This window comes from Streptomyces sp. NPDC002776, from assembly GCF_053592195.1.
This window is the reverse complement of sequence record NZ_JBSFVG010000012.1, coordinates 217821-231060: the sequence shown is the minus strand read 5'-3', so window position 1 is coordinate 231060 and position 13240 is coordinate 217821. Positions and strand designations below refer to the sequence as shown.

Annotated in this window: 11 protein-coding genes and 1 pseudogene; 8 read left to right on the top strand and 4 right to left on the bottom strand. The window is 71.5% G+C overall.

All coding sequences use genetic code 11. The features are described 5' to 3' along the window. The first annotated feature begins 46 nt into the window (after positions 1-46). The 3 genes from ACWD11_RS24510 to ACWD11_RS24500 all read left to right on the top strand — a co-directional run bounded on the left by ACWD11_RS24510 (position 47) and on the right by ACWD11_RS24500 (position 3420). The gene (locus tag ACWD11_RS24510; protein ID WP_389417392.1) at positions 47-1015 is read left to right on the top strand and encodes a LysR family transcriptional regulator; all 969 of its coding nucleotides are present in this window, start codon (positions 47-49) and stop codon (positions 1013-1015) included. Next, positions 1012-1887, top strand: a complete 876-nt coding sequence (locus ACWD11_RS24505; protein WP_389417393.1) for a serine hydrolase — start codon at positions 1012-1014, stop codon at positions 1885-1887. Before ACWD11_RS24510 ends, ACWD11_RS24505 begins: the two co-directional genes overlap by 4 nt. Before the next feature lie 630 nt (positions 1888-2517). Beyond that, complete coding sequence (locus tag ACWD11_RS24500) at positions 2518-3420, top strand: N-acetylmuramoyl-L-alanine amidase (RefSeq protein WP_451285509.1); 903 nt, start codon at positions 2518-2520, stop codon at positions 3418-3420. 73 nt (positions 3421-3493) lie between these two features. Here the strand turns inward: ACWD11_RS24500 and ACWD11_RS24495 are convergent, their stop codons facing one another. After that, on the bottom strand, positions 3494-4369 hold the full coding sequence (locus tag ACWD11_RS24495) for an SGNH/GDSL hydrolase family protein (RefSeq protein ID WP_451285507.1): 876 nt from the start codon (positions 4367-4369) through the stop codon (positions 3494-3496). Between the two features lie 178 nt (positions 4370-4547). Between ACWD11_RS24495 and ACWD11_RS24490 the strand changes: the two genes are divergently transcribed. Continuing rightward, a complete protein-coding gene (locus ACWD11_RS24490; RefSeq protein WP_451285505.1) occupies positions 4548-5810 on the top strand; it encodes a PucR family transcriptional regulator in 1263 nt (420 codons plus the stop codon). A 23-nt stretch (positions 5811-5833) separates the two neighbouring features. On the opposite strand, the gene ACWD11_RS24485 is transcribed toward ACWD11_RS24490, so the two are convergent. Beyond that, positions 5834-6511 carry a response regulator gene (locus ACWD11_RS24485; RefSeq protein WP_451285503.1) on the bottom strand — a complete coding sequence of 226 codons (678 nt, stop codon included), beginning with the start codon at positions 6509-6511 and terminating at the stop codon, positions 5834-5836. Next, positions 6508-7737: a sensor histidine kinase gene (locus ACWD11_RS24480; protein WP_451285501.1), complete on the bottom strand. Its 1230-nt coding sequence runs from the start codon at positions 7735-7737 to the stop codon at positions 6508-6510. The genes ACWD11_RS24485 and ACWD11_RS24480 overlap by 4 nt, the downstream gene beginning before the upstream one ends. 291 nt (positions 7738-8028) lie before the next feature. Between ACWD11_RS24480 and ACWD11_RS24475 the strand changes: the two genes are divergently transcribed. From ACWD11_RS24475 to ACWD11_RS24460, 4 genes are all read left to right on the top strand, one after another. Next, positions 8029-10191: an MMPL family transporter gene (locus tag ACWD11_RS24475; protein WP_451285499.1), complete on the top strand. Its 2163-nt coding sequence runs from the start codon at positions 8029-8031 to the stop codon at positions 10189-10191. Positions 10192-10340: 149 nt separating this feature from the next. Next, the gene (locus ACWD11_RS24470; RefSeq protein ID WP_451285497.1) at positions 10341-10625 is read left to right on the top strand and encodes a hypothetical protein; all 285 of its coding nucleotides are present in this window, start codon (positions 10341-10343) and stop codon (positions 10623-10625) included. 29 nt (positions 10626-10654) lie between these two features. Beyond that, positions 10655-11236, top strand: coding sequence for an RNA polymerase sigma factor (locus tag ACWD11_RS24465; RefSeq protein ID WP_389417402.1), 582 nt, complete (start codon positions 10655-10657; stop codon positions 11234-11236). Between the two features lie 5 nt (positions 11237-11241). Further along, positions 11242-12798 carry an IclR family transcriptional regulator domain-containing protein gene (locus tag ACWD11_RS24460; protein WP_451285495.1) on the top strand — a complete coding sequence of 519 codons (1557 nt, stop codon included), beginning with the start codon at positions 11242-11244 and terminating at the stop codon, positions 12796-12798. A gap of 178 nt (positions 12799-12976) precedes the next feature. On the opposite strand, the pseudogene ACWD11_RS24455 reads toward ACWD11_RS24460, so the two are convergent. Continuing rightward, a pseudogene (locus tag ACWD11_RS24455) lies at positions 12977-13225 on the bottom strand (sugar ABC transporter ATP-binding protein); the annotation flags it as partial. Between the last annotated feature and the right edge of the window lie 15 nt (positions 13226-13240).

Here is a 13240-nt window from a genome sequence, read left to right as displayed (position 1 = left end):
ACCGATATGGATCAAGATCTATCCGCTGTGTATATCATCACGGCTCGTGGATCTGATACGGCACCTGGAGTGCTTCGTGGCTGTGGCCGAGGAGTCGCACTTCGGCCGTGCCGCGTCCCGGCTGGGCATGGCGCAGCCGCCGCTGTCCCAGCGCATCCAGCGCCTCGAACGCGAGCTGGGCGTACGGCTCTTCGACCGCACCAGCCGCCACGTCTCCCTCACCAGGGCGGGCACGCTGCTCCTTCAGGACGCCCGTGACCTGCTCGTCCGAGCGGAAGCGCTCCGTGGGGCGGCTCGCCGTATCAGCCAGGGGGAGAGCGGGCTGCTGCGCGCCGCGCTGCCGTCCGACATCGCCGGCGAGACGGTCGCCGCCGCCCTCGTGGACCTGCACAAACACCACCCTGGCGTACAGCTGCACCTGCACGAACTCACCACCTCCGCTCAACTCGCCGGACTTGCCGCCCAAGAACTCGACGTCGGACTCATCCACCACCCCTGCGATGTCACCGGCCTCGAACTCGGTCCGGTGCTGCGCCGCGAGCTGGGCGTGCTGCTGCCGCGGCACCTGTCCGCCGCCGCGCTCACCGAAGTGCCGCTCGCCGCCCTGCAGGGCCATGTGCTGGCCCTCTTCCCCCACGCCGACGCCCCCGCCCTGTACGACGACGTCCTGACCACCTGTGCCCGCAACGGCTACACCCCGTCCGCCGTCCGGCACGGGCGGGGATCCGGCTTCGTCCGAGGGCTGATCCTCTCGGCCGACGCCGTCGCGTTCGCGCCCCGTGACACCGCCCGGCCCGACGGCGGCGGATCGGACCCGGCAGTCGTCTGGCGCCCCCTGGCCGGGGCACCCCTCGCGGTGCGCTCCTCGGTGGCCTGGCCCCGAGGCCGGGGTGACACGGCGGTCCAGGCGTTCGCCGAGGCAGTCAGCGAGGCCCTGCGGTCGACCGCCGAAGCCGGACCGGACATTCCCGACCGTCCCCTGCACCTGCGCCCGGTAGCGGAGTACCTGTTGTGACGTCCTCTCTCGTACGCCGCATCCACGCCGCCTTCGGCGAAGCGGGTGTCACCGGCAGCCTGCACGCCGTGGACGTCGACTCCGGCGCGCAGGTCGACGCTGGTGCCGATCTGCCGGTCGTCACCGCCAGTGTCCACAAGCTGTGCCTGCTGGTGGCTCTGTACCGGCAGGCCGCCGACGGAGTGGTGGACCTGACCGAGCAGATCGAGTGCCCGGTCGGCGAGCGTACGGCCGGTCCCACCGGCCTGGCCGCCCTGCTCGACCCCGTACGCCTCTCGCTGCGGGACGCGGCCCAGTTGATGATGACCGTCAGCGACAACGCGGCGGCCGACCTGTTGATGGACCGCGTCGGCATCGACGCCGTCAACCGGACCACGGCCCGCCTCGGCCTGGACCGCACCCACGCGAGCCACGACTTCGGGGGCATGCTCGCCCTGCTCCGCGAGGACATCGGCCCGGGCGGGGCCGCCGCCCTGCTCGCACCGCACGCTCTGACCCGGCTGCGCGTCCTGGACCCGGCCGCCACCAACCACAGCACCCCGCGCGACATGACCCGGCTGCTCACCGCCGTATGGACCGACGCGGCCGCCCCGGCGGAGCACTGTGCGGCGATGCGCCGCGTCATGGGCCTTCAGGTATGGCCGCATCGGCTTGCCTCCGGCTTCCCCTTCGACGACGTGCGAGTGGCGGGCAAGACCGGGAGCCTGCCCACGGTGCGCAACGAGGTCGGTGTCGTCGAGTACCCCGACGGCGGCCGGTACGCCGTCGCCGTCTTCACCCGCTCCGCCTCCACGGCCGCCAACCTGCCGGGCGCGGACGCGGTCATCGGCACGGTGGCCCGCATGGCGGTGGACGCCCTGCGCGCCCGCTGAGGGGTCCGGTGCGGGGCGGGCGTGGCCAGTGCCGTACCGGCTGTGGACGGACCGTTCCCTTCCGGCCCATGAGCAACAGGCCCGTACCTGCGCGGCGTCATGACCTTGAGAGGGGGGCCGGGTGCCCCACGGGCAGACAGCACCCCCCTCCCGCCGTGCTGTCTCGGGTGCTGGCCGTGCTCGCAGCCTGGCGGTTGATGGATCACCGCCCCTGGGCCGACGCGGGGTTGGCCTCCCTGCGTACGAGCGGGCGGCACGTACTGCTGGGCATGGCTTGTTGGGCCGTCCCCGCCGGCCTCGGGTTCGGGCTGTGCCTGGGACTGGGGTGGGGGAGGGCGCGGCCTTCGACGTCGCCGGGACCACCGCCCTTGGAATGTTCGCGTTCGGGTGCGTGCCCTTCACGCTGGGCTGGATGGCCGTGACCCGTATCTATCGCGATCGCATCGATTTCTAGGGTGCCGTCCGCTCAGGAACCAGCGTGCCGTCCTGCGTGAACCGTCCCGGCTCGGTCGTCGTTGTACCGGGTGCCCTCACACGCCGAGGCGCGACGCCAACTGCGCTGGCGCAGACCCTGTGTGACGACCCGTCGAAAGGCTTCCGATCATGGCTAGACCCCTTTTCTCTGCCAAGATGCTCGCCGCGCTGAAGGCCGAGGGTCTTACCGTGCACGAGCACGCGGGCTGGAGGACCCACAATCGCGAGGCGGCGACGGGCAAGACGTTCGGCCCGGTGATCGGGGTGCTGATCCACCACACAGGCGGCCACAACGACAAGGAGCTCTGCTTCAGGGGCCGACCTGATCTTCCGGGTCCGCTCTGTCATGCCTGGCTGGGCAAGACCGCCGGGCTGTGGCTGATCGGACACGGCCGGACGAACCACGCCGGTGCCGTCGATCTCGACGTCCTCAATGCGCTACGCGCCGAAGCTCCCCTCCCGCACGACAACCAGGCCAACGCCGACGGCAACGACGTGTTGTACGGGCTGGAGATCGAGAATCGTGGCAAGGGCAACGATCCGTACCCGGACGCCCAGTATCGCCGGGCCGTGCTGTGGGCCGCCGCGATCTGCCGGGCCCATGGCTGGAGTGAGAAGTCGGTGGCGGGACACAAGGAGGTCCAGCCCGGCAAGATCGACCCGAGCTTCGACATGGACGACTTCCGTGCCGACGTGAAGAAGCAGCTGACCCGGAAGCCGGGCGGGGGCGGGGCCGCCACGCCGGGCGACGGCTCTGCGGCCAAGCCGCGAGTCGACCTGTCGCGCCTCATCAAGGCCGCGAAGACCGACCCGGGTGCCGGGCAGGGCCACATCACCTATATGACGGGGACGAATCTCACCGAGGCGGCCCTGGTCCAGCTGGGCTTCCTTGCCAAGGCGTTCGCAGGCGACGGGTCGTTCGGCTCCAGCACGGTCGCCGCGTACGCCAAGTGGCAGCGGAGCCTCGGCTACACCGGCGACGACGCCAATGGCATTCCCGGCAAGGTCTCCCTTGCGGAACTCGGTGACAGGACAGGCCTGTTCGCGGTCACGGCCTGAGCGGTCGAGGAGGGGAGGGAAGGCAGCAACTGCGCCTCCCCTCCCGCGGCCACCGCGGGACCGCCGCGTGTGCTCAGCCCGTGCGAGTGGTGGTGGAGAGGACCGCGGAGGCGAGGGCGTGACCGATGGCCCTGGAGCCGTTCGCGTTGGGGTGGAGCGGGGTGGCCACGTGGGTTGGGATGAGGCCTTCCATGTACCGGTCGGCAGGTGCCGCGCACGTGTCGTGGCCGATGCCGAGGGAGTAGGTGTCCACGTAGGCAGCACCGTTCTGCCGGGCCGTCGTCCGCAGTGCGGCGCTGAGGTGGTCGACGGCGCCCTGGATGTAGGTGGCGTCGACGTCCCAGATGGGCTGGGTGGGGTAGCAGCCGCCGGGACGGATGTAGTTGCCGTAGCCGATGACGAACACCTCGGCGTGCGGGGCGCGTTGCCGGACCTGGTGGAGCGTGGTGGCGAACTTCGGCGCCCAGGCGTCGATGCGTGCCTTCACGGTGTCGACGCCGTCTTCGGTGTTCTTGGCGGCGCAGCTGGTGCCGAGGGGCTTGGGCAGCAGGTTGACGCATCCCAGGGCGGTGGCGACCAGTCCGGTGTCGTTGCCGCCGATGGTGATGCTGACGACGTCCGTCTCGGCGGTCAGGGCGTCGAACTGGGGCTTGGTTCCCGCATGTTGGGAGGTGGTGAAGTGGTCGGCGGTCGCGCCGGAGCAGCTGACGTCGGTGAGTTTGGCACCCATCGCCTTGGCGGCGATGTGCGGGTAGTCGGCCAGGGAACGCAGACACAGCAGGTTCGAGGGGTCGATCGGCGGCACCAGGGGTGCGGCGGCGAACGAGTCGCCCAGGGCCACGTACTCAAGGGTTTCGGTGGTCTCGGCAACGGCCGGTGTGACAAGGGTCGTTGCCAGGGCTGTTGCGGCCACGGTGGCTGCCAGCGCCGTTCGCAGGCTGAGGTTCACGTGCGGCTCCTTCGGCTCACGGGGGGTGCGCGCGGACGCGCCGGGGTGCCAGGGGTCGAGGGCGGACGGCGGGCGCACAGCCCTGTTTACCGGCCGGTAGGTTTGTGGTGCGATACATCATGTCGGTTGCCGCTCCCCGTGCTTCCGGTCAGGAGAACAGCGTTCCGAGGGGTGGTTTGTGTCCGCGTACAACGTCGGCACGATTGGCGACAGCGGTGAGAGCGTGCAGCAGTACCTGCTCAGATCCGTGTACCGGCTGCAGGCAGCGGTCCTGGAGCGGCTGACCACGGAACTGCCCGTCTACCGGAAGCTGCCCGCCGAGCAGCTCAACGGTGATGTCGCGCGCATGATCCGTCGCGGCATCACCGACTTCGCGCGGATCCTGGAAAGCGGCTCGATGCCGGGCCCCGAGCAACTCGCGCTGCTGACCGGCTCGGCCACACGCCGGGCGGAGGAAGGGCTGCCGGCCGAGGCGATCGTCTCCGCCTACTTCCTCGGAGCCCGCCTCTGCTCGGACGACGTCACCGCGGCGGCCCGCCCCGAAGACCTTCCGGCCGTCACCGCCATGCACAGCCTGCTGCTGGAGTACCTCCAGCACGTCACCACCGCCGTCACGGCCGGCTACCTGCACCAGATGTCGACGACCGTCGGCGAACGGCACAGCGCCCGCCAACTGCTGCTGACCGCCCTGCGCGAAGGCCGCGTCGACGAGGGAGCGGCGAGAGAAGCGGGCCTCACCCTTCCCCCCGGCTACCTCGTCCTCGCCCTGGCCATCGGTCCGCATGCCGACGAGCACACACCCGGCGTCGACACGAACGCCGCGGCGCAGCGCAAGCTCCGGCGCCTGCGCACGGAACTCGCCCTCCACAGCCGCGGCACCGCCCTCACCTCACTGACCACCGCCGGCGGCCTCGTACTCCTGCCCAGCGACACCGACCCCTCGGAACTCGGCCCGGCCCACTGGGACGACACCACGCAGCTCCTCACCCGCCTGCGGCGAGCCGCCGGTGCCACCGTGCTCGCCGCGGCTGTCCCGGCCCTGCCCGGCGATGTCGCCCGCGTGTGGCCCATCGCCACCGAACTGGCCCACATCGCCACCGCCTCGGCACGCCCACCGGGCCTGTACCGGCTGGAAGACCTCGCGCTGGAGTACCAGCTCTCCCGGCCCGGCCCCGCCCGTGCCCATGTCGCCCAACTGCTCGAGCCGCTGGACGCTCACGCCGACCTCCTGGTCACGCTGACGGCCTTCCTCCGCCACGACCTGGACCGGCGCGCCACCGCCAGAGCCCTCAACATCCACCCCAACACCGTGCTCTACCGGCTCCGCAAAATCGCCGGACTCACCGGCCTGGACGCCTCGCGCCCCACCGATCTGCCCACCATCCATGCCGCCCTCACCTGCCGTACCGTGCAGGCCCCGCCGGTCCGGAGAAGCGACTGAGGGCACCCCCCGAGCAACCGCGGTCAGTGACCGACGTCGTGGTCACCGGCTTCGATCAGTCCGCTCTCGTAGGCGAAGATCACGATCTGGATGCGGTCCCGCAGACCGAGCTTGGCGAGGACGCTCGACACGTGGGACTTGACGGTCGCGGCACCGATGAAGAGCTGCTCGGCGATCTCCGAGTTGCTCGCGCCGCGGGCGACGGCGATGACGACCTCGCGCTCGCGGTCGGTGAGCCGCGCCACCCGGCCCGACACGGCGGAGTTGACGACCCGGCGCTCGGCGAACTGGTCGATGAGCCGCCGCGTGATGGAGGGCGCCAGGAGAGCCCCGCCCTCGGCCACGGTGCGTACGGCGACGGCGAGTTGCTCCGGGGGAATGTCCTTGAGGACGAAGGCGCTGGCTCCGACGCGCAGCGCCTCGTAGACGTACTCGTCCGGCTCGAACGTGGTCAGGATCAGCACGCGCACCGGCCAGTCGGCCTCTTGCAGGATCCGCGAGGTCGCTTCGAGACCGTCCATCTCGGGCATGCGGATGTCCATGAGGACCACGTCCGGGCGTTCCCGGCGTGCCGCCTCGATCGCCTCCAGCCCGGTCCCCGCCTCGGCCACGACCTCGATGTCGTCGTTGATCCGCAGGATCATGGCGAAGCCGCGGCGGACCAGCGCCTGGTCGTCGGCGACGACGACGCGGATGGTCACGCGGGCCCCCCGAGGACGGGCTGGACGGGCAGATGGGCGGTCAGGCGGAAACCGCCGCCGGGCCGTGGCCCCGCGTCGAGCGTGCCGCCGAGCAGCAGGGCCCGTTCCCGCATGCCGACGATGCCGTGGCCGCCCATGCCCGTGGTGCGGGCGGTGCCGGACACGGACTGCAGGGCGGCGCCCTGGCCGTCGTCCAGGACTTCGATACTGATGCCGGGGCCGCACTGGTCGTGTCCGAGGCGGACTTCGGTGCGGGTGTGCGGTCCGCTGTGCTTGAGCACGTTGGTCAGGGCCTCCTGGACGATGCGGTACACCGACAGCTCCACGCGGGCCGGGAGGGGAGCGCGGATGTCGTCGGTGAGGGAGACGTCGAGCCCGGCCTCACGAACCTGCGCGACGAGCCGGGGCAGATCGGTCAGTCCGGGCTGGGGGCCGAGTCCGTCGCGCTCGGCCTTGGGGCGCAGCACTCCCAGGAGATGCCGCAGCTCGTCCAGTGCCTGGCGTCCGGCTTCCTCGACCGCCGTCATCGCCTCCAGGGCGCCCTGCGGGTCTTCGGCGGCCACCATCCGGGCGGCGCCCGCCTGCACGGTCATCATGCTCACCCGGTGGGCGACCACGTCGTGCAGTTCCCGGGCGATGTGGGTGCGCTCCTCGGCGGCGATGCGCTGTGCCTCGGCGGCCTGCTCCTGACGGAGCTGGGCAGCCCGCTCGGAGCGCAGCCGCAGACGGCGGCCCATGTACCAGGCCCCGAGCATGACCAGGCAGCCGAAGCCGATCTCGCCCGCGGGCAGGGAGAGGAGCAGGCCGTCGAGGGTGACCGCGCCGACCGCAGCCACGACGCCGAGGGGCCCCCACCGCCGGTCCTGGGTGTGCCGTCCCGCGCTGTACAGGGCGACGATCACGATTCCGCCCACGTTGGCGTAACTGCTGCCCAGCGTCGGGGCCCACGCCGCGAGCGCCACGCTCAGTACGGCGAGCGGCTTGTGCCGACGCCAGTAGAGCGCGGCACCGGCTGCCGCGAAGAGCAGGAGGACCGCTGGAGGAAGGTCAACGACCGGGCGGACGACGAGGGAGTCTCCCGGCCCCTCCTCCAGGGAGGTCACCGCCACGAACATGGCGAGGGCGAGGGTGGCGTCCGCGATCCGCGGCCACCGGACAAAGGGGCCACGGAACTTGGACGGTACGCTGCGCACCGGCGTCCCGGCAGGCTGTGCCGTGCGGTTCATCCTCGCTCCATCACCGGGCTGTCGTGCCGCGCCGACCTCGATGGTCACGGCGCCTGAAGCGCCATCGTATTTCCACGCCCACGACGTCGGCACCCGTCGGCAGGCGGATCCGGCTGTCCGCCTCCAGGGGGAGGCGCGCGCCGGACTTCCCCGTCCGGGGCCGGAGCGGCGAACCCCTCCGGCGGCCGGGGACAGCGACGGCTGCGGCGCCCACGATGGGAGCCCTCACGCCGTATGCCGTCGCTGTGCGAAGACGTCGGCGGCAGCCCTTTGACAGGAGTCCACGGAACCATGAACCGATTTACTCGACGCATCGGCAGGGCGAGCGCCCGCCGACCGTGGGCCACCATCGCCGCGTGGGGAGTCGCCCTTTTCCTCCTGCTGCCCTTGGCCGCTACGGCCGGCGGGTCCTTCGTCGATGACCTGGTCGCTCCTGGCAGCCAGAGCGAAGAGGCGATGGAACTGCTCGAAGAGCGCTTCCCGGAAGCGTCCAGAGGCAGCGCCCTGGCCGTGTTCGCCGTACCGGAGGGGCAACGGCTCGATCGTCACCGGTCTGCCGTCGACTCGGCGGTCGCGCGGATGGCCGAGGTGGCGCATGTCGCCGCGGTGACCAGCCCCTTCCCGGCGGGCACGATGTCGCCCGACGGGCGGATCGGTTTCGCGGAGATCACCTTCGACGTGCCCACCATGAAGGTCGCTCCCGCGCAGATCGACGCGCTGAGCACTGCGATCGACCCCCTGGGCAAGGACGGTGTCGTGGCCGAACTGGGCGGCGACGCCGTCTTCATCAACGCCGAGACACCGACGTCGGGTGCGGAGGCGGCCGGCCTGCTGGCCGCACTGGTCATCCTGGTGGTGGCGTTCGGTACGCTCGTGGCCGCGCTGGTGCCCATAGCGCTGGCCCTGGTGGCCGTCGCCGCGGGGCTGGGCAGCATCACCCTGCTGGCCAACGCCATGGACGTCTCCACCGCCGCCCCGACCATCGGCGCCATGATCGGCCTGGGCGTCGGAATCGACTACGCCCTGTTCATCGTGGCCCGCTACCGCGAGAACCACGCAGCCGGCCAGCACAACTCCACCGCCCTGTCCCACGCCATGGGCTCGGCGGGCGCGGCCGTGCTCTTCGCCGGTGGCACCGTCGTCGTGGCGATGGGTGCCCTCGCGCTGACCGGCCTGGGCTTCTTGACCTCGATCGGCCTGAGCGCCTCGCTGGTCGTCCTTTTCGCCGTCGCGACCGCGCTCACCCTGCTGCCCGCCCTGCTGACCTTGCTGGGCGACCGCATCCACAAACGGCGGCTCCTGGGCCGCAACCGCCCGGCGCGCAAGCCGGAGGACAGCGCATGGTGGCGTTTCGCCCACCGGGTGTCCGGCCGGCCATGGCCCTACCTGATCGTCGCCGCCACCGCGCTACTCGCGCTGGCGGCCCCCGCGCTGCGGATGGAGACGGGCTTCCCCGACGCGGGAAACGATGCGACCAGCACCACCCATCGCCGCGCCTACGACCTGCTCACCGAAGGCTTCGGCCCCGGCGTCAACGCCCCGCTCCTGGTCGTCGCCGACCTGCGCAACCCCGGCGCCGACGCCGAGGACATCCCCGCGCTGTCCGAGCGCATCGCCGCCGACCCGGGCATCGCCACCGTCGGTGAGCCCCGGACGTCCGCGGCCGGTGACACGGTGGTGCTGCCCCTGCAGCCCACCACCGCCCCAGCGGACGCCGAGACGTCGGCGACGCTCGACCGCATCCGCGACCTCGTCCCCGACAACGTCGCCGTGTCCGGCATGACCGCCATGACCGACGACCTCACCCGACAACTCGCCGACACCCTGCCGGTGTTCGTCGGCGCGATCCTGCTCAGTTCGTTCCTGCTGCTGATGCTGGTGTTCCGCTCCATCGCGATACCGGTGAAGGCCGCCGTGGTGAACCTGCTGTCCATCGGCGGCGCCTACGGCGTCGTGGTCGCCGTCTTCCAATGGGGGTGGCTCGGAGGCCTGTTCAACCTCGAGGGAACCTTCCCGATCGTGTCACCCCTGCCGACGATCTTCTTCGCGGTGCTGTTCGGACTGTCCATGGACTACGAGGTGTTCCTGCTGTCCAGGGTCCGCGAGGAGTACGAGGTCACAGGGGACAACACCGAGTCGGTGGCGCGCGGCATCGCCGCCACGGGCCGTGTGATCACCTCCGCCGCGCTGATCATGACGGTGGTGTTCCTCAGCTTCGTCGCCAACCCCTCCCCGCTGGTCAAGATGATGGGTCTGGGCCTGGCGACGGCGATCGTGCTCGACGCGACGATCGTACGGATGGTGCTGGTTCCCGCTGTCATGGCGCTGATGGCCAACGCCACGTGGTGGCTGCCCCGCTGGCTGGACCGCATCCTGCCCCGCGTCAGCGTGGAGGAAGCCGACGTGCCGCGGAGCCCTGAGCCGGTCCTCGCCCCCACCCCCGGGCGGGTGTGACGATCCGCCCACGACACCTCGCTCCCATGTTCTAGCGATCCCCCTCACAGGTGAACTGGCGTTGCTGCGGGGGAGATTGAGGGGCCCGAGTGCGTCTGGTGGGTGAGACGCGGACCGCGTACCTGCCCGATGGATGGAGAGCCACCTATATGACGCCGTTCTTGGAGTGGACCGGGTACGTCCCGGCCGCCGTGAGCGCGGTGCACGCGCTGGGCGCACTGGTGCGCGTGTGGCGAAAAAAGTCTGCCGGCCGTGAGGCCGCACAGTCCGACGCCGGGTTAGCGGCGGGGGGCAGCCAGGAGAGCCGGGTGGAGAGTGTTCCGGTCGCGACCGTGGCGGCTCCGTGCGGTGGGGTGGTCGTCGTGCGTGTCGAGCTCACCGTCCGTGTCGGCGGCGGGGAGACGGCGGCCGAGTCGGAGCGCGGAGCGTGGTAGGCGACCCGCTGTCGGGGAAGGCCGTCGCGGTGAGCGCGACGGTCGGCCAGCGCCTGGTGGAGGCGTACCCGGCGTTCGTGCAGACACAGCCTGCCGTGCTGCAACGCTCGTACCGGACACTGTCGTTGGCCACCTGCCAGGACATCGTGCAGGAAGCCGTCCTGGCCGTGGCACGCAAGGCCGCGGCGGGAGAGCTCGCGCCGGAGACGAACGTGACCGCATACCTGCGGACGACGGCCCGCAACCTCGCCGTCGACATGCTGCGCGAGCGACAGCGGACCAACGGAGGGACAGTGCTGCTCGGCAGCACGGAAGCCCTGGACACCGTGGTGCCGCGGCAGCGGGAGGTGGGCGACGAGGATCAGCGGGTGCTGCACGAGTTGGTCATCCCGGCGATCTCCACCATGCCTCCCGGCCTGCGCAAGCGGGTGGTCGATCTGCAGAGCCGCGGCATGAGCGACACGGAGATCGCGGCCGCGCTCGGGATACCGGCGGCCCGCCTGCACAACCTGCGCAACAAGGCAGTCACGCAGCTGAGGCATGCCCTGGCTGGGCACATTCGGGACGGGCAGCGGAAAAAGCGGCAGCACGGAAAGCAGGGGAACAGGTGACGGATGTGGGCAGGGACGACGACCGCGGCGGCGGGGCGGGGCACCCGGAGCAGATGGTCCCGGCCGGCCTCGCGCACATGCTGGCCCAGCTCGCCGGACCCCACGACTTCTGGGACAGGCCCGGCGGGGACTTCGGGCCGTTGACGGACGTCTACGCGCTCAGCGCCGACGCGGCGCAGCGGGTGAACTCCTTCTACCGGCTGGGTTCGAAAGCCCTGCGGCGAGGTGAGCTCGGCCCGGCCGCCGACTGCCTGGGCGTGGCTGCCGAGTGGGGGCACCCCGGGGCCCTGTTCAAGCTGGCGGCCCTGGCCTGCCGTAGCGGCGGTTCGCACGAGGACGTGCGGTTCCTGGTGGCGGAGGCGGCCCGGCACGGACACGGCGACGCCCGCCGCCTGCTGAGCCCAGCAGACCAGCCGTCACCCACCGCTGCCGAGGACATGGCCGTGGTGGAGGACCCGGAGTGCTGCGAGGAGGTCCGCTCGGCACTCGGGACGACCCCCACCGGCGGTGGCACCGGCCAAGAGGCGCAGCGGCTACGGCACGACGGCGTCGCCCCGGCGCGCCCGTATGTGAGCACGGGCCCTACGGGGCCGCCAGCATCCGACTCCACGCCAGGGCTGTGGGCGCCGCCCCGGACGTTATGGACCCCGCCTGTCGCACGCCCGGCCCCCGAACACCAGCCACGCGAATGGGAATCCGCGCTGCGCGTACTGGATGTGCTGCACCTCGTCCACGACTCGCAGGGCTCCGTCACGGTCGCCGAGGCCGCCCGCGCGGCGAGCGTGACCGCGGCGGCGGCCGAGGAGCTGATGGCCTGGCTCAGTGACAACAGCCTGACCGCCCTCCAGCCTGACGGCACCTACACGGCCGGCCCGCTGATGCAGGCGACCGCACGCGGCGAGGACGTGCTCCAGCAGGTCCTGGACCGGCTGCGGGAGGACACCGGAGCCGCGATCTACGTCAGCGCCTACACCGACGGCAACCTCACCGTCACCCATGCCTCCTACACCGCCGACGCCCCGAAGGTCGACGAGTACGTGCCCTTCAAGGAATGCGCCCACGCCAGCGCGGTCGGCAAGAGCATCCTGTCCCAACTGACACCCGAAGCCAGAGAGGACCACCTCTCACGCTGGCGACCGGTCTCGCTGACCGCCAGGACCATCACCGACCCTCAGGCCCTCTACCGCACACTCGACAAGCACGGTCCCGCGGGATCCCATTTCGACGTGATGGAGTACTGCGACACCGACGTATGCGCCGCCATCCCGCTGCCACTTCCCGGTCAGGCCCGCTGCGTGGCGCTGTCGCTTCCTCTTGCCGAGCGCCACCGCCTCACCACCGCCGCCCGCATCCTGAGCCACCGCTCCACCGGTCTTCTCCTCGCCGTCATCACGGCGGCCGTCCCCCTCGACCCGACCCCACCGACACACCGGCCGCCCCAGCCCGCCGCCCGACCCGACGACCCGCCCCGCACCTCCGGCCTGGGCGCCGGCCTCTTCCTGCCACCCCGGCTCCATGACCGGCTCGTCACCCCGGCCCGGTTGTTCATCGGGCGCCCTTGAAGCCCGCCTTGCGCGTCGAAGAGCATCAGCGCCCGCAGGTCGACGAGGAGGGGGATGCGGTCCCCGGTCCGGCAGCCCGCTGCCTGGGGGGCGCGCAGGACGAGTTCGCCGACTCCGTAGTGGTCGGGCAGCGGGGGTGGCGGCGGGGTCGGTGGGGGAGGGCGCCGCGGAGCGTTTCCATGGCGCCGTCGATGGGCGCGTAGAGGGTGCCGTGCACGAGGTTGATGCGCGGTGTGCCCACGAAGGAGGCGACGAAGGCGTTGGCGGGCAGGTCGTACAGCTCGTCCGGGGCGCCGATCTGCTGCAGGACGCCGTCGCGCAGGACGGCGACGCGGTCGCCCAGTGCCATGGCTTCGGCCTGGTCGTGGGTGACGTAGACGGTGGTCGCGCCGGTGTGACGCACCACGGAGAGGATCTCGGTGGGCAGCCGCACGCCCGCAGG

Bases quoted from the DNA above. Each gene is read 5' to 3' on its own strand.
- ACWD11_RS24480 (WP_451285501.1), bottom strand. From the start codon at position 7,737: ATGAACCGCACGGCACAGCCTGCCGGGACGCCGGTGCGCAGCGTACCG.
- ACWD11_RS24500 (WP_451285509.1), top strand. From the start codon at position 2,518: ATGCTCGCCGCGCTGAAGGCCGAGGGTCTTACCGTGCACGAGCACGCG.
- ACWD11_RS24470 (WP_451285497.1), top strand. From the start codon at position 10,341: ATGACGCCGTTCTTGGAGTGGACCGGGTACGTCCCGGCCGCCGTGAGC.
- ACWD11_RS24475 (WP_451285499.1), top strand. From the start codon at position 8,029: ATGAACCGATTTACTCGACGCATCGGCAGGGCGAGCGCCCGCCGACCG.